We start from the raw sequence: 19,749 nt of genomic DNA on the forward strand, positions 1-19,749 counted from the left end.
ATGCAGACGGGCGGGATTCCAGAAGGCTGGCGGCTGCTGTACCGCAATCCGCTGGCGAACGTCGATGATAGCAGCGGCTTCATTATGGAGGGCGAAGGAGTCGCAAGCTTCCCGTTGGGTCGCATGCGATTGGAAAGCCGCAGAAACCCGGAGGAAGGGCAGCGGGCGAACTTCGTGCTCTGGTGCCCGGAGCAGTTCCCGTCAGATGTTGCCTTGTCATGGCGGTTCCGGCCGATACGAGAGCCTGGCTTGGCTATTATGTTCTTCGCGGCGCGCGGAGCGGGAGGGCTGGATCTGTTCGATCCGGCGCTTCCCGTTCGAACGGGGCCCTATGAGCAGTATCATCACGGCGAGATGGATGCTTATCATCTGTCGTATTTTCGCCGGCGTTGGCCGGAGGAGCGGCAGCTGCATACGTGCAATTTGCGCAAAAGCTTCGGCTTTCATCTCGTCGCGCAAGGCGCCGATCCGATACCGGGTGTCAGCGATGTGGCCGATTGTTATGAGCTGCTGCTCGTGCGGAGGGGGGCGACGATTACGTTCTCCGTAAACGGATTGCCGCTGCTTGCTTGGGAGGATGACGGCACAATTGGCGGACCGGCCCTTGGCGGCGGACGAATCGGATTTCGCCAGATGGCACCATTGATCGCCGAATATTCGAACTTAGAGGTGTATGGACCCTAATCGTTGGGAGGCAGAGGATGAATTCGAGAATTACGGTTTGTTTTCCAGGCGGCAGACACAAAGCGCTGACGATGAGCTATGACGACGGAACGGTTGCGGATCGGCGGCTTGTTCATATTTTTAACCGAAATGGGATCAAAGGGACGTTTCATCTGAACTCGGGGCTGTTCGATCTGGACAATCGAATTGACGCAGAGGAAATACGCACGTTATTTGACGGACATGAAGTGTCCGCCCATACGCTTACGCATCCAACGATTGCGAGAAGTCCGCAGGAAGCACTCGTGTATGAGGTGATAGAAGATCGGCGCAATCTGGAACGGCTGGTCGGTTACCCGGTGCGCGGCATGTCGTATCCGAATGGTTCCTACAACCGTGCGATCAAGGAAACGCTGCCTGCGCTTGGCATTGAATATTCCCGTGTGGTTCCTTCAACAGGTCACTTCGGCATGCCGGACGATTGGTACGAGTGGATGCCTACCTGCCATCATAAGCATGATCTTATGAAGAAAGCAGAAGAGTTCGTAGGACTGCATAAGTCGCAGTATTTGTATTTGATGTACGTGTGGGGACATAGCTACGAATTCGATCACGATAACAATTGGGACGTCATCGAGCAGTTCTGCGAATACGCGGGCGGCAGAGACGAGATCTGGTATGCGACCAACATTGAGATCGTGGATTACATGAAAGCGTTCCGGCAGCTCAAATTCTCGGCATCACTGGAGTTTGTCTACAATCCTCTTGCTAGCAGTGTATGGTTGAATGTGGGTGGGACGATCGTGGAGGCGCGAGGCGGCGTGCAGACGTCGTTGACTCTAGAATAGACTTCGAAATAACAACGTTGGTTAGTTCGGGTGTTCGCTGAACGTAGACGAGTTGACTATACAAATTTTCTTGTTGGAATAAGGCGCAAACGACAGGGGGACGAAGCAATGACAACGGTAGGCGAGAATCAGAGGGCGGCAATAGGCATAGGATCGATCGATATAAAGGCTGCAGGACCACGTTGTAAAATGCTGCTCGGCGATCTCGACGGAGACGGCCGGATGGAGCTGCTGCTTGCCCAGCCGGATAACCGGCAGGATGTGCGTTATATCCCGCATCAGCTGCAATGCCTGACCGCTTATGATTTAAACGGCAACCTGCTCTGGCAGACAGGCAAGCCTGATCCGGGCGCGGGCAGTCAAGGCTCGGATTATCCCGTTCAAATCTATGATATCGACGGGGACGGGCGGCTTGAGGTGTTGTGCGTCATGGACAGCCAATTCGTGATTGTTGATGGCGCGACAGGCGAGCGCAAAGCGGTCCATGAGCTGCCGAATGAGCATGCGCATGACTGCATCATTATCGCCAATCTGACAGGCGGTCCGCATGCTTCGGATATCATTCTGAAGGACCGCTATCATCGCATGTGGGCGATGGATCGCGACTTTAACTTGTTGTGGACGCACGAAGGCAACCCCGGTCATTTCCCGTGGGCATATGACTTGAATGGTGATGGCCTTGACGAAGTAATGGCAGGTTATGATTTGTTAGACTCGCAGGGGCGGTTATTGTGGAGCTGCAAGGACCTTGATGATCATGCGGACTGCATTTGGGTCGGCGATGTGAATGGCGACGGCAAGCCGGAGCTCGTAATCGGCGGGAGCGTCACTGTTATGTATGATGCGGCTGGTCATGAGCTGTGGCGTTATGAAGGATCAGTCGAATCGCAGCACGTAGCGCTTGGCCGATTCCGTCCGGAGCTGCCGGGATTGCAGGTGGCTGGCCTTGATCGGCTTGTCCGCGAAGATGATGGCGCCGGCAAGCAGGGCAAGGATGCATTGTTCCTGCTCGATTCGGAAGGACGCGAGCTGTGGAAGGAAGAACGCAAGACGCCAGGTTGGCTGACAATTGCAGAGACGCTGCAGCATTGGGAAGCAGGTGCGCCAGACTATATTCTCGCGTATCGTCGGGGCGGTGGTGTGTATCCAACACTGTATGATGGTCATTTGAACGAAGTGGTCCATTTCCCGGCGAACGGCTATGCCGTACATGCTGATCTGCTCGGTACGGGCACGGAGCAGGTCATTATTTATAACGATGAGCGTGCGGAGCTGTTCGCCAGTTTTGCATTGGATTTATCGGCCGCCCCATCGGGAGTACCGATTCCTCAACCGAAGCGACTGTATAGTTCGACGCTGTATCCAGGCGGGGAAATCGCGCTGTAATTAATCATCCGAGAGGCGGGATTACGATGAAATATTTTGAAGACCATGAGTCCATTGCTCATCGCGCCGCAGGTGATGATAAGCTGATCCTGTCTGCAGTAGCTGGGCGGTTCGCGGGTGCGCATCCGAAGCTTCCTCCCGTCTATCGCGCTTACGATGAAGGCGGCTTCCCTCGTGGCGAGGATTATCGTTATGATATGAATATGGCGGCTATATGGCCGGAGATGGCGGATGGTCAGCATGTCTACATCTGGTGTAAAGTTTGGAGCGACAACGATAGCGAGCTTCCTTTCTTCGTAAGCTGTTACAGCCCGCTTCGCGTGTTCGTGAATGGGACATCGCGATTCGCCTCGAACTTGAATGATGATGTATTCCCTGATCGCAAAATGTACTTCCGAACGGCGCTGCGTCAGGGCTGGAACGATATTGTGCTGGAATGTGTTAGCACAGGAACGGGCTGCGGTGCGATCTTCGGCACAGGCAGCGTCAAAGGCTTCCCGATGAATGCGATTCATCCGCTTCCGGAGAGGGCAGGAGCAGCAGGCTGGGCTTATAGCGAACCGCAGCAGACAGCATGGCAAGCCGTTCCTGGCGCGGAAGAGTGGCCGAATATAGAGGCGCAGCTTCTGGCTCAGAACGTCGATCAAGATCAAGAGCAGTCATTCCGCTGGCACCCGCAGCGAGAGTGGTCGGCTGAGCAGTTAGCGGCAGGCTGCTTCGCTCGTCTGTATGGCAGCGGTGAACAAGTAGCTGGCCGAAAGGCATTGGCATGGGCAGCGCTTCACATCGATAACGCTGCCAATGAGCCAATCACATTAAGCGGCATGCATCAGGGGCCGTTCACGTTATTCGTGGATGGTGCGGCTGCATTTCGCACGCAGCTCGATGAAGGAGCTTGGTATGTGGAACTATCGCTTGGCTTCGGTAGACATGAACTGGTTATCCAATCACATTGCAGCGACAGTGGGGAACAATGGGGCTTTACTGCAGAGCTGTTGAATGGCGGCGAGGGCACCCGACTAGAGCGTCCGTACCTAGTGGCAGGTATGCCGGAAGATGAAGTTTGGCTGTACCGAGGACTGTATGATGCAAGCAGCAGTTGCCCGGAAGCAGCGGATGTTGCACGCATAGATTATTGTTCAGGAGATGAGCAGGGTGACGCCTCATTCTGGCGTATCGATAGGCCGGATACATTCGTCAGACCTTATCTGGAGAACGGCATGTTCGGCAGATGGAACTACCCGCTTGGCGTAACGCTGTACGGTATGATGGGAGCTGGCGAAGCGGTTGGCAATCCGCATTTTACCGATTATGCGATCGATCACATTGAACAGTGCGCAGCGATGCATACCTATGCAATGAAGGATACGCAGCGCTGGGGTTCTCCGGCTGTTAATCATCAGCTATCGCTGATCGACAGCCTTGATGACTGCGGCTCATTCGGGGCTGCGATGTTGGAGGCGAATAAGCGGCGGCCGGTACGTGGTGCAGAGGAATCGGCAGCGCATATTGCACATTACATTACACATGTACAGGATCGTACATCTGATGGCGCGTTGTACCGGACACGGGGGACAACGGATTTCATGCAGCAGACGATGTGGTACGACGATTTGTATATGAGCACGCCATTTCTGACTAAGTACTATGAGCTGACAGGCAACATTTCGTATTTGGACGATGCTGCATCGCAGTTTCTGCTGTACAAGCAGCGGATGTTCATGCCAGAGCGCGGCATTATGCATCATGTCTATGATTACAAGTTCGACAAGCCTAACGGCGTACCATGGGGCAGAGGCAACGGTTGGGTGCTGTTCTCGCTCACCGAGCTGCTAGCCGTCATGCCGCAGGAGCATCGGCTTCGTCCAGAACTGTTGATGTTCTTCCGCGAGTTGTGCGAAGGGTATCTCAGGCTGCAGGATGAGCAGGGGTTATGGCATCAGGTGCTGACGGACCCTACCTCATATGCGGAAGCGTCTTGTACGTCAATGTTCATCTACAGCTTTACCCGCGGCGTCCGATTCGGCTGGCTTACCGAGCCAGAACGGTATGCTGCGGCAGCGCTTCGAGGCTGGAACGGTCTTGCGCGCCACTGCATTGATCGGCATGGCAATGTGTACGGTGTATGCCGCGGGTCTGGCTACTCCTTCGCAGCTCACTATTATCGGGATCAGCTCTCGTGGCAGCTTAACGACACGCATGGTATTGGCATCGTGCTGCTGGCAGGGGTAGAGACGATGAAGCTGCGGGAGTATCTGCAGAATGTCTCGACAATGAGGCGATCAGAAGCAGCGTCTGCATCAATTTGATGCTAACGGACTGAGATGACGCTGTTACGATGATAATATCCGAATTGGAATCTAACGGACTGAAGAGACGCTAGTAGATGTGTTATCGATGAAAACTGTCGATTTCGAGGCATATAAAGTCCACTGAGTCCGTTAGCACGGAGAACTCGGCGATATTGCGAGAATAAGGTTATTGGAGTCCGCTAGAGTGGTAGAGCGCGGCAGCACGAATCAAGGAACAGCTAGTAGTCTGAGCACGACCACTAAACAAACAGCCTCAGAAACCGTTCGAAGAAGCGGTTTCTGAGGCTGTTTGCGTATCATTGTTCAGCGGTCATCTGCTGACGTCTGTAGTCGCTCGGCGATACGCCTGCCCAACGTTTGAATTGGCGGCTGAAGTGGGCGATGTCGCGGTAACCCAGTGCAGTTGAGATCGTCTGAACCGCAAGCTGCGGATCCGCGAGCAGCAACTTCGCTTCATACAGCACGAGCTCGGACAAATACACGCGAGGCGATTGCCCGTACACACTGCGGAATACGCGATTGCAGTGCGACGCGCTGATGCCCAGCTCTTCGGCAACATCATCGACGCCGTAATGCTTGTCGCTCATCGCATTCTCGTCACTGCGCTTTAACGTCTGGCTGACGATCGCCTGCAGCCGGCTGCGAATGCGGTTCGCCAGCTCGAAGCGCTCATAGCTTTCAGCGGATAAGCTGATTGCTTCCTGCGACAACGCTTCGAGCAAATTGCCGAACAACTCGAATACGGCGGACTGCATTCGCATTCTTGTGACAATGGACGTATCGTCATCTTCCCCTGCGATTGTAATCAGCTTATGAAGCACAGGCACTACCTGCGTTGTCAGCTGACTGCCGCTTGGGAACAGAACCTGCATCATTCGCCCGAGAAGCGACAGGAACAGATGGTCATCGATATTGAAATGAAGGCAGAAATAGGTGAAAGGCCGGCCGTTCGCGCTTCGGCTCGAATGCGCTTCGCCTGGGCGGATCAGGATCAGATCGCCGGCATGTTGTTCATATGCCGCGCCATTGACGGTCACCAGCTGCTCCCCTTCAAGCACATAGTTGATTTCATATTGATTATGCTTGTGCTCGGGATACTCCCAAGAGCCGTCGACTTGCCGCATATGAACGCCAAACAGATTAACCGTCGTCTTCACATTAGGAAACATAAACTCCTGCAAACTGCTGCCAAGCGCGAGTGGAAGGTAAGGTGCTGCCATAGATGAAGCGCCTCCTGACAAACTCTCAATATGATTCGAGTATAACGCATCCAGCGCGATTTGGGTAAATATTCGCCCGATTTGTCAATGTTCTTGGGGAAGAGTTGCGTGCTAGTATGGGACAAAGACAGCCATGAAAGGGGATACACAAATGTCTAACCATACTTTCTTTAATGCACATCACGCTCCGATCGGGGCATTCGCAAGCTTCACACTCGGATTTAAGGGGAAAAGCGGGGGCTTCGGCGTTGAGCTGGGCAAGCCTGCTGACCAGAATATTTATATTGGCGTGCAGTCGCGCGATGGCCAGAAGTACGAGGCGCTGCCATTCTTCGAAGCCGTAGAGGATGCTAGTGCTCGATATGATGTAGAGAAGTTTGATGAAAAGGGTAAGGAGGAGGGCATTGAAGTCGCCGAAGGCGTTGTTATTCCGCTGACGACGGTTTCGGCGCCACCCCGCTCGGTTATCGTGCCATTCGAAGACAGTGCCATTACACGCACGTTCAAAGCGGGAACCGATACATGGCAGGCAGGAGACCTTACTTTCCGCATCTACTCACCTGTCCGTTCCGTGCCGGAGCCAGGCAAGGGCGATGAGGCTGAGCTGAAGGAAGCGATCATTCCAGCTGTGTTCGCTGAGCTGACGATCGATAATACGGCAGGCCAACAAGAGCGCAGAGCGTTCTTCGGCTATGAAGGCAATGATCCATACAGCTCGATGCGCATTATCGAGAGCAATTCGGCGAGCGAAGGACTGCAGGGTGTTGGACAAGGCCGTCTGACAGCCATTGCCTCACGCCATGCAGATGTAACGCCGGCACTCGGGTTTACGATGGAGAAAATATTAGACGTCGAGCTATCGCATAACTATACATTTGGTCTAGGCGGTACAGGCGCATTGCTCATGAGCGTTCCTGCCGGCGAGAAGCGAACCTACCAGTTCGCATTATGCTTCTATCGCGGCGGCATCGTGACGTCGGGTATCGACGCTTCGTATTACTACTCGAATCTGTTCCGCAATATTGAATCGGTTGCGAGCTTTGCGCTCGACCGTTTCGATGCGCTGACAGCAGCATGCTCGGAGGCCGATTCTCGTCTTGAGCTCGTAGCAGAGCATTTGTCCAACGATCAAACGTTCATGCTCGCCCATGCCATCCACAGCTATTATGGCAGCACGCAGTTGCTTGACGCGGACGGCGAACCCATCTGGATCGTCAACGAAGGCGAATATCGGATGATGAACACGCTCGATCTGACGGCAGATCAGCTGTTCTTCGAGCTCATGTTGAACCCGTGGACGGTGCGTAATGAGCTAGAATTGTTCGTTCGGAGGTACAGCTATCACGATACGGCGAGACTGCCAGGTGACGATCGCGAATATCCAGGCGGCATTGCTTTCACGCATGATATCGGTGTTGCGAATGTATTCTCCCGTCCACAGCATTCGGCTTATGAGCTCGCTGGCATTGACGACTGCTTCTCCTATATGAGCCACGAAGAGCTGGTGAACTGGCTCTGCTGCGCGCTCGTGTACATCGAACAGACGAAAGATGAGTCATTTACGACGGCAATGCTGCCCATTATCGAGCAATGCTTCGAGAGCATGGTGAACCGCGACCATCCTGATGCAGAGAAGCGCAATGGCATGATGGGCTTGGACAGCTCGCGTACGCAAGGCGGCGCCGAAATTTCAACGTATGACAGCCTAGATGTATCGCTTGGCCAATCCCGCAACAACATTTATCTGGCGGGCAAATGCTGGGCAGCTTATGTTGGTCTCAACTCGCTATTCCTGCGAGTCGGCAACACAGCGCTTGCTGAAGCAGCGATTGCACAAGCAGACAAATGTGCGGCATCCATTACCGCAGCGATGACAGAGAATGGCTACATTCCAGCTGTCATCGGCGAGAACAACGACTCCCGCATCATTCCGGCGATTGAAGGACTTGTGTTCCCTTATTTCTCAGGTTGTGCAGATGCGCTTGATCCTCAAGGCAGATTCTCGGCGTACTTGAGCGCGCTGAAGCAGCATCTGGAGACGGTGCTCGTGCCAGGAACTTGCCTGTTCGATAACGGCGCTTGGAAGCTGTCTTCGACAAGCAATAACTCGTGGCTTAGCAAAATCTATCTGTCCCAATTCATCGCCCGCCAAGTGCTGGGCATGGCATGGGACGAACAAGGCAAGGCTTCGGATGCTGCGCATGTCGAGTGGCTGCTTCATCCGGAGCTGTCCTACTGGGCATGGAGCGACCAGATTTTGTCAGGCCATATTATTGGCAGCAAATATTATCCTCGCGGCGTAACCGCGATTCTATGGCTGCTTGAAGCGCAGGAGAACAGCAAACAACTGGTGAGAGGCGGCGCATAAGGATGAGCTCAATCGGATATGAGGCATGGCTGCGTTACCCGCAGCTGGCGGAAGATAAGCAAGAAGCGTTTAGCCGCTGGTGCGGCTGCATCGTTGAAGCAGAGACAGAGGAATCCGAAGTTATGGCTGCTGCAGCTTCGGAGCTGAGTCGGGGGCTTGGACGTATGCTTGGCATTACAACTTCGGCGCGTTCTTCCCGCGACAGCAGCGGCAAAGGTTGTATCGCGATTGGTACGTTCAACGGAGGCAATGAATCGATTGCGCACGTCTACGGTGACAGCGGCGTTTACCCTAACACAGGTGCTGAAGGTTTTGCCATTCGTACGGATGCGAAGAGCGGCATTATTGCGATAGGCGCAGAGCAGCCGGCAGGCGTGCTCTACGGTGTCTTTCATCTATTAAGATTGATTGCGACAGGCACAGCGATCGATGAGCTGGATATCGTAGAGCAGCCAACGAACGCGATCCGGATGATCAATCAATGGGATAATATCGACGGCAGCATAGAGCGCGGGTACGCGGGACAATCGATTTTCTACGACAACAATGAGATCACAAAGGATCTCGGCCGCATAGAAGATTACGCCAGGCTGCTTGCTTCGACAGGCTTGAACGCAATCACAATCAATAATGTGAATGTGCATCGGCTGGAGACGTATTTTATTACGGATCGTTTCTTGCCGGACATCGCCCGTATTGCCGGGATTTTCCGCCGTTATGCGATCAAACTGTTCTTAAGCGTCAACTTCGCCAGCCCGATCGAGACTGGCGACCTGAAGACGGCCGATCCGCTGGATGCGGATGTGAAGGCTTGGTGGAAGGCGAAAGCGGATGAGGTGTATCAAGCGATTCCTGACTTTGGCGGCTTCCTCGTCAAGGCGGATTCGGAGAATCGTCCTGGCCCGTTCACGTACGGACGCGATCATGCGGACGGCTCGAATATGCTGGCGGAGGCGCTGCTGCCGCACGGCGGCCTCGTCATCTGGCGCTGCTTCGTATACAACTGCAAGCAAGATTGGCGTGACCGGAAGACGGACCGCGCGCGTGCGGCGTACGATCATTTTAAGCCGCTGGATGGCCGGTTTATGGATAATGTTATTTTGCAAATTAAGAATGGTCCGATGGACTTCCAGGTTCGCGAGCCGGTATCGCCGCTGTTCGGTGCGCTTCCTTCGACGAATTGCATGATCGAGTTCCAGATTGCGCAGGAGTATACGGGGCAGGCCCGCCATCTCTGTTATCTTGTGCCGCAGTGGAAAGAAGTGCTCGATTTCGATACGTATGCGCAGGGTGAAGGCTCGCATGTGAAGCAGGTCGTAGACGGGTCGTTGTTCGGCTACAAACATAGCGGCTTCGCGGCTGTATCTAACATCGGGGATGATGCGAACTGGACGGGGCACCCGCTGGCGCAGTCGAATCTGTATGGTTATGGCCGTCTCGCTTGGAATCCGCAACTAGCTTCGGATGCGATCGCAGAGGAGTGGACGCGGCTTACGTTCGGCAGCGAGGAGCGTGTTGTGCACACGGTCGTTGGCATGCTAATGGACTCGTGGGGCATCTATGAGTCGTACACGGCGCCGCTTGGCGTGGGCTGGATGGTAAGTCCGAATCATCATTACGGTCCGGATGTGGATGGCTATGAGTATTCGAAGTGGGGAACCTATCATTTCTCCGATTATAAAGGAATGGGCGTTGACCGCACGCTGGCGACAGGAACCGGTTATGCGGGACAGTATCGGGAGCCGAATGCATCGGTCTATGGAACGTTGGAGTCGTGTCCGGATGAGCTGCTGCTGTTCTTCCACCATGTGCCTTATACGCATGTGCTGCATTCGGGCAAGACGGTTATTCAGCATATTTATGATACGCACTTCGAAGGCGTGGAGCGGGCGGATGGTCTGCTGAAGCGCTGGAACGAGCTGGAGGGACAGGTCGATGCCGAGACGTTCAAACGGGCGGCGGATCGGTTCGCGCAACAAGCAGAGCATGCGAGAGAATGGCGCGATCGAATCAACACCTATTATCTTCGCAAATCCGGCATCGGCGATGCGCTCGGCAGGACGATTTATTAGAGACTAAGGAGTTTGAGGCTCTCGAGTCTATCGGATCGAACAATTGATATGGCGATCAAATGGACAGCGCCCTCGGCCACATGTTGGTCGGGGGCGTTATTCCTTTGCAATTGGTTAATAAAATCGCTTCGTTGTGTATCGTTGAGCGCAACAAATGACAAAATCGCATAGCGTTTCCTTACAAATGTGCATAGCGCTTGCGTTTCATTTCGACTATGTTGTTGTTATTGTACAGATAAGTGCATTTTGTTGAAAAAGCGTAAGTTGACACGTACATCTCAGGCGATGTCCAAGCTTCACACACGTAAGGAGGAATACCCTTTGTATCAGGAAAAATTGTCGCTTAGCAGCTGGAGTGTGCACCGATTGCTCGGATCGAGCCGCTGGACGGTATGGGATGAATCAGCCTCCCAGCCTGCCACCCATGTTGAGGAGGGAGACGCAGCGCTTGCGCTGCTGGATCTTCCACAGGCTGTTGCGGAGAAGGGGTTCCGTTATTTGGAGCTGTGTCACTTTCATCTGCCTACACAGGACGAGCCATATCTGGCGCAGTTACGAGAAGCTATTGTTAATGCTGGCGTGTCGCTGCATACGCTGCTCATCGACTACGGCGATCTCTCATCGCCGGATCCCGTACGGCGTTCAGCCGACGAGCAGTTTATCATGATGTGGATCGATATTGCACAGAAGCTTGGAGCTTCAGCCGTTCGGGTTGTAGCGGGCGAGCAGGGGACGGAAGATGCAGTGGCGATTGCGCGCAGTGCGGCTTCGCTGCAGCGTCTTCATCGTTACGGTTCGGAACGTGGCGTGCAGGTCGTGACCGAGAATTTCCGCGAGCTAACCGCTACGTTGGCGAACTGGCAAGCGGTTATGGAAGCGGCGGGCGGCAGAATCCGCACGATCGTTGATTTCGGCAACATGCAGTCGAACGAGAAGGAGGCGGCGATCGCATACGGTGCGCCGATTGCGCATTCGATTCATGCGAAGCCGGTTTACCTGGCGGACGGTTCGTTCGACGAGGAGGAGCTGCGCCGGAATGTAGCGATAGCTGCTGCGAACGGGAGCAGCGAGGCGCCGATCTCGGTTATTTTTGACCAAGATGGCGATGTATGGGAAGGGATTGAGCGGATTGCGAATGTGATCGTCAATTCTCAGTGATTTCCTGCTGTCGGAATAGCGAGCGCTTGTTACAATAGGGGGATCGCGCTTTGCGCTATTACGACATCAATGAAATCTGGTGAATCCTCTTGTCTGGCATCAAACGATTATTTCCTTCGGTAGAGCTATCCGCTCTGCGCAAGCTTCCGAGGGACGCTGTTTATTTCTTGGCTGCTAGTTTTGCAAACTCGGTAGGGATGGCGATCATGTGGCCGCTTACGACGTTCTATGTGCACAATGTGCTGGGACAATCGTATGGCGATGCAGGCATGGTCGTTTTCTTTCAATCGCTGTTCAGCGTGTTCGGCCAGTTCTCGGGCGGACAGCTGTATTATCGTCTTGGTCCGAAAAATATGATCGCAGGCTCCTTCGTCATCGCCTCGATTCTGCTTCTGCTTATCGCAGCGACGAGCAGTTGGCCGCTGTATATCGTATGTCTCAGCTTGTTCGGCTTTGCGAATGGCGTTGCGATGCCTGCGATGAATGCTTATATCGGCTTCCGTTGGAAGGAACATCGCCGTGAATTGTATAACGTCATGTACGTGTGCAACAACTTCGGCGTATCGGTAGGCGCAGCTGTCGGCGGGCTGGTTGCTGCGGTATCGTTCTCGCTCACCTATGTGCTGACAGGCGGGACGATGATGGTGTTCGCACTATTTCTGTTTGTATTTATTCGTGGTGCATCGGCGGTTGGCGCGAGTGGCGCGGATGGGGGAGCGACTGCTGATGCAGATGCTAGCGCTAATGGAAGTAGAAGCGGGATGGAGGAGCGGGACAAGCATACGTATAATCGCAGAGATTTGCTGCGGAACGTTAACTTGTATTTGTATATTTCGCTTGGCTCGATGTTCTATTGGATTACGTTCCAGCAGTGGTCGACGGGCGTCGCTCCATATATGGAGGAGCATGGGCTGGGCATGGATTTGTACAGCTTGCTCTGGACGGTCAATGGCGTCGTTATCGTGGCTGGTCAACCGATTACGAGCTGGATGAAGCGGAGAAAGCTGGCGAATACGATCAGTAAGCAGATGCTGCTCAGCTCGCTGTTTACGTTGTTCGCTTGCATGTTCATCTTCGCGTTCCATGCGCATTATGCGTACCTGATGATCGGGATGGTGCTCGCAACGTTCGGCGAAATGCTGCTGCTGCCCGCGATTCTAACCTATCTCTCCGAGCGGACGGGTGCCAATGCGCCATTCTACATGGGTTTGAATGGCGCATTGGCCAACGTGGGTCGGATGCTCGGTCCGCTTATGTTCGGACACGCGTTCGACCTATGGGGCGTGAACGTGGTGTTCCTCCTCGGCACGCTCAGCGCGTTGGTCGCGCTGCTGCTGTTCTACGCGCACCGCCATGTGAACCGTAAGCCGCAGTCGCAGAGCGACGGCTCGCTACGCCCAGCCGCGCGGTAAGCGGTTATGCTACGTAGAAGAGGTGCAGAGATGCGCCTCTTTTTTTGTTTGCGCTCGTGATGAGAGGGAGTCCGCTAATCAGATGCAGAAATGCATCATATCGAACTGACGATCTCCGCGCCACGAAGGTGCAAAACCGCACCTACACCGCGCCCCGACGCTGCGCCAGTGCCTCGTAGGTGCAAAACTGCACCTACAACCGCGTCGCAACGCCGCGCCAGCGCCCCGTAGGTGCAAAACTGCACCTACACCGCGTCGCAGCACCGCACCCGTGCCCCGTAGGTGCAAAACTGCACCTACACCGCGTCGCAGCGCCGCACCAGTGCCCCGTAGGTGCAAAACTGCACCTACACCGCGTCGCAGCGCCGCACCAGTGCCCCGTAGGTGCAAAACCGCACCTACACCGCGCCCCGACGCTGCGCCCGTGCCCCGTAGGTGCAAAACTGCACCTACACCGCGCCCCAACGCTGCGCCAGCGCCCCGTAGGTGCAAAACTGCACCTACATCGCGCCCCGACGCTGCGCCAGTGCCCCGTAGGTGCAAAACTGCACCTACACCGCGCCCCAACGCTGCGTCCGCACTTCGAATAGTTCTATTAGCTCTAAGAGCGATAACACATTTCTTACCACAAGTTTCACACCAAATATTTGTCCCTACGCACTGCAACTATTTTCTTCCTGTCACGTTTACTGGTTATCCATTATTTTCTATATACCGCTATTCATTCTCTTAATGAGGGAGATGTCCATGTTACCGATCCATGTCAATGCCGCCCTTCGCAAACAGCGCGTAAGAAGCGTAAGAACCATCCTCATTCTGCTGACATTCATCCTGCTTATCACAACGATCACACCGCTGCCCGCCATTCAATCCCACGCAGAGGCCGCAACACCCACCAAGTCCGATCCCATCGTTAGGCTGCTGCAAGAAACGAAGTCTTACATGACCCGAGCTAAGCAGCTAGATCAATCAAACGACCAAGAAGGCACATACGCTAACGTAGCCAAAGGAGAAGCCAAGCTGTTACAAGCGATACAATCCAAAGGCGCGTCCGATCCTAAGTATGGAGCCCTCTTTGCGACGAGCGGCTTTTCTATGAGCACCGTGCTTCACCCAACCAATACAGGAGTAGAATTCGTTCGGACGTTCGCAAGTAATATTCCTTGCGACGTGGCGGGCTGCCAAGGTGTACCATTAAGCGTCGTCATGATGTTCAAGTTCACGGACGGAACAACATCAACTATTCGCACGCACATCGTTCCGCTGCCTGGGGACACCGAAGAGGTGAATCAATTCTTCATTTATGTTTTGAAGCAATATGGACTGTTCCGTACATCGTCTGGCGACATCATCATGCTGAATGTTTTGGCAAATTGGCGTGGCGGCGGATACAGCATCAGTCTGCGCAATTTGAGCCACGGGAATCGTTTGGAGTCTTACACGAGGCTTTTTAACAAGTCCGATCTGCCGGGGGCGCTCTTAAAGCAGTGGGATGATTCGCAGAAATCGTTCTTCGGCTTATGTGATGAAGGTGAACCAACTGTGAATTGCACAGTAGAGGAGTCTGAACAAACCGCATTGAAAGCAATCGATGAGGATGCAGGGACCGTTACATTTGGAACCAAAGTGATTCATCTGCGCAATGTATCGACGGTGAAATCGAACACGGATCGAGTGAAGCTGAGGAAGTTTATCGATAGTCTCGTCAAAGAAGGGACGTTTGCAAATATACAGATTCATCCTGGGGAACAAATCGTGGCCGTACCGCAGCTCGGCGAACCGCTCGCCAAACATGACAATATGCTGCTCTATCGCAGTTTTACTCTTCAAACCAATGCAATCGGCGAGGTCAAACATATCTACTATTCAGCTCGTACAGCCGGTCTGCAGACAATGACGCTTGCATGGCTGGAGAACCAACTTGGAACAACAGCAGTGAACAGAGGAGGCAGCAGCGCCTTGAACGTGTTGGTTCGGTCTCGATACGGACTGTTCCGCCTGACGTTCACAGCACCGAATCGAAGCAGTCGGGTTCAAACCATCAGTTTGTCGGGACCGCTCGAGGCTGATACCCGCGGCATTGAGATAAGTACAGCCGGCTCAACGTAAGTTTGTGCCTATCTCTACAGAGCCCCATCCAAGTTAGAACGCTCTTATTCATTCATGTCCTCAACCGCAACCAAATGCGCTACCGACGCAAAACTCTCGATCTTGAAGCGCCCTGCATCATACGAAACGCTCGTTATTGAGCATTCGGGGACAATGCTGCTCTGTACAGCAACAAAATCCGCATGCCAACGAATCAATTCGATCTCATCGAACGTCTGCACAAGAAAATCGGTAAGGACGCCGCCATGCGTAACAACAACAATGCTGCTCCCATCCGGCGCGGCGTCTCCGATTTCCATCAACGCAGCAGCGAAGCGCTCACCAGCCTGCCCGGCAGAGTCACCTGCTGCAGGAATCAATGCTGGATCCCGCGTACACTGGTCCCACATTGCAATGAAATCGTCGAGGCTTTGTCCAGGCAGATCGCCCCAGTTTGCACGCTCGCGAAGCCGATGATCTTCCGCTATATCAGCCGTCCAACCCTCCAGCGCACTAGCAATAATTGCAGCTGTTTGCTTCGCCCTAAGCAGTGGACTAGCAACAATAGCCTCCAACTTTTCCCCTTGGAAAAAATGAGCCGTCGCCTCTGCCTGCGATCGGCCTTTATCGGTAATCGCTACATCGCCGATCGCCTTCTCCTTCAGCGCATGGCGATCCAGATAGAACGTCCGCAAATTCGCTTCCTCCTCTAGGAGAGCGACTCCCACCGCGCCCACAGTTCCGGTGGATTCAGCTCATACGTTTCTTTCTCCCGAAACATGAATTGATGCATAATAAACTCCCGACGAATGGTTGCAAAATCATCATGGTACTGCTTGATGTACGCATTGATTTCCTTCTCTGTATAGGTTCGCGACTTCTCCAGCCCATCCACGATATGTTCCAGCACGATCAGCTTCTTCTTCAATTGCGATGGAATTTGCTTCAGCTTGCCATTCTTATCGAAGAAGTTCTTGATAACGGACTCCTTGAACCGCGTCAGCTCTTCGTCCATCGGATTGAGTTCGTCTCTCGCGTTCGTACCGCGATAGATGAAGTCGGCAGAAGCCGTTGCACTATTTTTCAGAAAATAATGATTGAGCGAGAAGTAGATCGTATTCTTCTCCCGGCGTTCATTGATCAGGCTCGCTTCCCGCAGTTTAGCTGCGTGATGGGTAACGGTTGCGGGCGTAACGCCCAGCTTCTCCGCAAGTTCCAATCCGTTCCGCTCGCCGTCTGCGAGCAGGACGAGCATCCGAAGCCGATTCGCATCGGCCAACGCTTTATGGTAGCTGACGACCTTGTCTAGTTGCATCTACTTTCACGCTCCTTTACAATTTAACAACAATCTAATTAGATACTAGTTAAAACGAAATATAAACGAAGGCCCGGGCAAAGTCAATACCCGAGGCCTGTTCGTCATGCGCTTACCTAACGAACCTGATTCGATACACTCTTAATAATAGCTGCGATACGCGCTTCGCATGCTTCCATCGTTGCAAGTCGCTGAGCGGTTTCGTTCAGCACGCTGCCAAGCAACGTGAGCGAGCGGATCGCGTTCTTGCTGTCCCCACTTCTCAGCGAATAGAGGAAGTCGCTCCATTCCGCTGACTTCTGCTTGTTCAGCTGGCTGACGGCCGACTTCTGGGGAGCGATGAGCTGTTCTTCTTTGTTGATAGCTGCGAGCTGATCTCGCAGCCTCTTAATCGTTGCAGTCGCGTTGGATTTCGCCTGTTTATATTCAGCGTCCACCGCTTTAATATCTGCTTTGGCAGCCTTAACGGAGATTTCGAGCAGATCGACTTGCAGTTGAAGCGCGGCATTAAGTGTTTTGCTGCCGAGTTTCTTGGCAGCTTTCAAAGATGCAGTGGCTGCCGTGTACTGGTCGAACAGTGGCTGATAGCCGTCCTTCGTCTTCTTCAGCTTGCGCTCAAGATTATCGATCTTGGTTTGATCGATTACTTTGATTCGGGTTCGCAGCGCAGTCTCATCGGTATCATTCTGTTTGCTTGTTGCCTTCAAGCGTGCGTCGCGTGCATTGTTCTGATCTTGCCCTTGCACGAAGCTGCTGTATAATGACTGCAGTTTCGCGCTGTCTGCGGTTGTTGCTGACGTTTTCATTTTGTCGAACTGCTTCTGGGCGGTTACAGACAGCGCCTGTGTTGCAGCATAAGCCGACGATGCAGGCAGCAGCACGCATACGAGGGAGAGCAGCAGCATGACAGGAGCGATGAGCCGCTGGGCAACCGCCTTGTTGAATACCAACATGTTGAGTAGTCCTCCTATAGCAATAGATTCATAGCTTCAACAGGCATACAACGCAAAAAAGCACCCTTCAAACCTGGCAATAGCCAGGCTCGAAGGGTGCTTCCCTGCGATGTAACGCACGTATCTGCATATGTGCTTCCACTATACGTTGAAGACTGTTCGATTGTCAAGATTAGGAAAGTGATTGTTTCGTTCCAGCGCAGCTATTATTGGTCGAGAAAGACGGGAATAATTGCTCAGTGACGGCACGTTCTGAACGGTAATTAGGAGCAGATCGCAAATTTTCTTATGTTTGACATTGGAAAAAAAGGAAGTTCGCTGTCGGATGCGGAATATATCTTCAGCATGTCATGATTGCGCTTGCTACCATCCTAATGATAGGGAGACCTTCAGCATGATTGAGGCACCTCAACAGTGGATTGTTGAAGCAGATATCGATACTATACAGGAAGCGTTGGAGCGCGGGGATATTACCTCCGTACAGCTGGTTCTGCTTTATTTGGAACGAATTCGCAACTATGACAGGCCGATCAATTCGATGCTGGAGCTGAATCCCGATGCGATTGAGATCGCTCAAGCGCTGGATGAGGAACGGCAGCGCACAGGCAGACGGGGCAGGCTTCACGGTATCCCGATCGTACTGAAAGACAATATTGATACGCATGACAAAATGCATACAAGCGCAGGCTCGATCGCGTTGGCACAATCGATTGCGCCTGACGATGCATTCGTAGCCGCGCGTCTCCGCGAAGCAGGAGCGATCCTGCTTGGCAAAACGAATATGACGGAGTGGGCGAACGGGATGGCGGAGTCGATGTGGGCCGGCTACAGCTCACGGGGCGGATTGGTGCTTAATCCATACGGGCCTGGCAATGTATTCATTGGCGGTTCGAGCTCGGGCTCAGCAGCGGCAGTAGCTGCGAACTTCGCCGCGGGCGCAATAGGGACGGAAACGTCAGGTTCCATCGTCAATCCTTCAGGTTACAATTTCGTCGTTGGCATTAAGCCGACCATCGGATTAGTAAGCCGAACGGGTCTTATCCCGTTGTCGCTGACGCAGGACACAGCAGGTCCGATCGCGCGGTCAGTGAAGGATGCGGCGATTATGTTGAGCGTTCTGGCTGGGCCGGATGAGCAAGACGCAGCGACGTTGGCGGGAGCCGAGCATGTGCACGGCGACTATACGACGTTTCTCAATAAGGATGCGATGCAAGGGATACGAATTGGGGTACCGCGTTATTATTGCGAAAGTCTGGACGAAGCGCCGCTTGCTATTCTGGAATCGGCCATTCGCGTCATTCAATCGCTTGGCGGCACGATCGTCGACAACGTATCCGTACCTTGCGCGGGCATCGAGTGGGATCGCAGCGTAGTGCGTTATGAGTTCAAACGAGGGCTCGACGATTACTTGGCGAAGCTTAATCCGAACGTGCCCGTCCATTCGCTTGCCGAGCTTATTGCCTTTAATGAGCAGCATGCGGATCAGGCGCTCAAATACGGGCAGCGCGGCTTGACGCGTTCGGAAGATACGACAGGCGTGTTGACCGACGAGATTTATGTGAACGGACTTCGGCATAATCGGCATATGTCGCGCGAACAAGGCATCGATTACGCGTTGAAGGAATATGACGTGGACGCGCTGCTGTTCCTCGGTCATAACGGCTCGGAGATCGCGGCGCGTGCGGGCTATCCGCTCATTACAGTTCCCGGCGGCTATGCCGACGATGGACGTCTGTCCGCGGCAGGCTACATAACCGATGGACCGTATGGCATTACATTCGCAGGAACGGCGTTTAGTGAGCCGCTGCTAATTGGATTAGCCCACAGCTTCGAGCAAGCAACTAAATATAGGTTTCCGCCGACGCTCATTCCGTCGCCGGAAACACAATAAGCGCGGCTGAGCCGCGCTTATTTCTATTTATTTGATCGAATGTCAGAACCCCGGCTGGAGCGC

14 protein-coding genes are annotated in these 19,749 nt (G+C 53.7%); 10 read left to right on the plus strand and 4 right to left on the minus strand.

Annotation, left to right across the window (positions count from 1 at the left end; translation table 11 throughout):
• The 4 genes from H8B09_RS01585 (at position 1) to H8B09_RS01600 (ending at position 5,206) form a co-directional block, all read left to right on the plus strand.
• The gene (locus H8B09_RS01585) at positions 1-684 is read left to right on the plus strand and encodes a DUF1961 family protein (protein ID WP_191202755.1); all 684 of its coding nucleotides are present in this window, start codon (positions 1-3) and stop codon (positions 682-684) included.
• A 17-nt stretch (positions 685-701) separates the two neighbouring features.
• Positions 702-1,511, plus strand: coding sequence for a polysaccharide deacetylase family protein (locus tag H8B09_RS01590; protein WP_191201725.1), 810 nt, complete (start codon positions 702-704; stop codon positions 1,509-1,511).
• A 108-nt stretch (positions 1,512-1,619) separates the two neighbouring features.
• On the plus strand, positions 1,620-2,897 hold the full coding sequence (locus H8B09_RS01595) for a rhamnogalacturonan lyase family protein (RefSeq protein WP_224753203.1): 1,278 nt from the start codon (positions 1,620-1,622) through the stop codon (positions 2,895-2,897).
• Between the two features lie 26 nt (positions 2,898-2,923).
• Positions 2,924-5,206 (plus strand): glycoside hydrolase family 88/105 protein, encoded by a 2,283-nt coding sequence (locus H8B09_RS01600; RefSeq protein ID WP_191201726.1) that lies wholly within the window; start codon positions 2,924-2,926, stop codon positions 5,204-5,206.
• A 299-nt stretch (positions 5,207-5,505) separates the two neighbouring features.
• Here H8B09_RS01600 and H8B09_RS01605 read toward each other — a convergent pair whose 3' ends face one another.
• Positions 5,506-6,429, minus strand: a complete 924-nt coding sequence (locus H8B09_RS01605; RefSeq protein ID WP_191201727.1) for an AraC family transcriptional regulator — start codon at positions 6,427-6,429, stop codon at positions 5,506-5,508.
• 151 nt (positions 6,430-6,580) lie between these two features.
• On the opposite strand from H8B09_RS01605, the gene H8B09_RS01610 reads away from it, so the two are divergent.
• From H8B09_RS01610 to H8B09_RS01630, 5 genes are all read left to right on the plus strand, one after another.
• Positions 6,581-8,797, plus strand: coding sequence for a glycoside hydrolase family 52 protein (locus tag H8B09_RS01610; RefSeq protein WP_191201728.1), 2,217 nt, complete (start codon positions 6,581-6,583; stop codon positions 8,795-8,797).
• Positions 8,798-8,799: 2 nt separating this feature from the next.
• The gene (locus H8B09_RS01615; RefSeq protein ID WP_191201729.1) at positions 8,800-10,869 is read left to right on the plus strand and encodes an alpha-glucuronidase family glycosyl hydrolase; all 2,070 of its coding nucleotides are present in this window, start codon (positions 8,800-8,802) and stop codon (positions 10,867-10,869) included.
• A gap of 321 nt (positions 10,870-11,190) precedes the next feature.
• Positions 11,191-12,027 carry a sugar phosphate isomerase/epimerase family protein gene (locus tag H8B09_RS01620; RefSeq protein ID WP_191201730.1) on the plus strand — a complete coding sequence of 279 codons (837 nt, stop codon included), beginning with the start codon at positions 11,191-11,193 and terminating at the stop codon, positions 12,025-12,027.
• A gap of 89 nt (positions 12,028-12,116) precedes the next feature.
• Positions 12,117-13,439, plus strand: coding sequence for an MFS transporter (locus H8B09_RS01625; RefSeq protein ID WP_191201731.1), 1,323 nt, complete (start codon positions 12,117-12,119; stop codon positions 13,437-13,439).
• Between the two features lie 747 nt (positions 13,440-14,186).
• On the plus strand, positions 14,187-15,548 hold the full coding sequence (locus tag H8B09_RS01630; RefSeq protein WP_191201732.1) for a hypothetical protein: 1,362 nt from the start codon (positions 14,187-14,189) through the stop codon (positions 15,546-15,548).
• Between the two features lie 44 nt (positions 15,549-15,592).
• Here the strand turns inward: H8B09_RS01630 and H8B09_RS01635 are convergent, their stop codons facing one another.
• The 3 genes from H8B09_RS01635 to H8B09_RS01645 all read right to left on the minus strand — a co-directional run bounded on the left by H8B09_RS01635 (position 15,593) and on the right by H8B09_RS01645 (position 17,795).
• Positions 15,593-16,222, minus strand: coding sequence for a histidine phosphatase family protein (locus H8B09_RS01635; RefSeq protein WP_191201733.1), 630 nt, complete (start codon positions 16,220-16,222; stop codon positions 15,593-15,595).
• Between the two features lie 14 nt (positions 16,223-16,236).
• A complete protein-coding gene (locus H8B09_RS01640) occupies positions 16,237-16,842 on the minus strand; it encodes a DUF2087 domain-containing protein (RefSeq protein WP_191201734.1) in 606 nt (201 codons plus the stop codon).
• 116 nt (positions 16,843-16,958) lie between these two features.
• Positions 16,959-17,795 (minus strand): hypothetical protein, encoded by an 837-nt coding sequence (locus H8B09_RS01645; RefSeq protein ID WP_191201735.1) that lies wholly within the window; start codon positions 17,793-17,795, stop codon positions 16,959-16,961.
• A 394-nt stretch (positions 17,796-18,189) separates the two neighbouring features.
• Between H8B09_RS01645 and H8B09_RS01650 the strand changes: the two genes are divergently transcribed.
• Positions 18,190-19,686 (plus strand): amidase family protein, encoded by a 1,497-nt coding sequence (locus H8B09_RS01650; RefSeq protein WP_191201736.1) that lies wholly within the window; start codon positions 18,190-18,192, stop codon positions 19,684-19,686.
• The last annotated feature ends 63 nt before the right edge of the window (positions 19,687-19,749 follow it).

The sequence above is a fragment of the Paenibacillus terricola genome (genome assembly GCF_014779765.1).
Taxonomy (GTDB): domain Bacteria; phylum Bacillota; class Bacilli; order Paenibacillales; family Paenibacillaceae; genus Paenibacillus_T; species Paenibacillus_T terricola.

Coding starts and splice junctions, on each gene's coding strand:
- H8B09_RS01645 (WP_191201735.1), bottom strand. CDS start 17,795: ATGTTGGTATTCAACAAGGCGGTTGCCCAGCGGCTCATCGCTCCTGTC.
- H8B09_RS01610 (WP_191201728.1), top strand. CDS start 6,581: ATGTCTAACCATACTTTCTTTAATGCACATCACGCTCCGATCGGGGCA.
- H8B09_RS01595 (WP_224753203.1), top strand. CDS start 1,620: ATGACAACGGTAGGCGAGAATCAGAGGGCGGCAATAGGCATAGGATCG.
- H8B09_RS01630 (WP_191201732.1), top strand. CDS start 14,187: ATGTTACCGATCCATGTCAATGCCGCCCTTCGCAAACAGCGCGTAAGA.
- H8B09_RS01615 (WP_191201729.1), top strand. CDS start 8,800: ATGAGCTCAATCGGATATGAGGCATGGCTGCGTTACCCGCAGCTGGCG.
- H8B09_RS01585 (WP_191202755.1), top strand. CDS start 1: ATGCAGACGGGCGGGATTCCAGAAGGCTGGCGGCTGCTGTACCGCAAT.
- H8B09_RS01605 (WP_191201727.1), bottom strand. CDS start 6,429: ATGGCAGCACCTTACCTTCCACTCGCGCTTGGCAGCAGTTTGCAGGAG.
- H8B09_RS01640 (WP_191201734.1), bottom strand. CDS start 16,842: ATGCAACTAGACAAGGTCGTCAGCTACCATAAAGCGTTGGCCGATGCG.
- H8B09_RS01590 (WP_191201725.1), top strand. CDS start 702: ATGAATTCGAGAATTACGGTTTGTTTTCCAGGCGGCAGACACAAAGCG.
- H8B09_RS01650 (WP_191201736.1), top strand. CDS start 18,190: ATGATTGAGGCACCTCAACAGTGGATTGTTGAAGCAGATATCGATACT.
- H8B09_RS01600 (WP_191201726.1), top strand. CDS start 2,924: ATGAAATATTTTGAAGACCATGAGTCCATTGCTCATCGCGCCGCAGGT.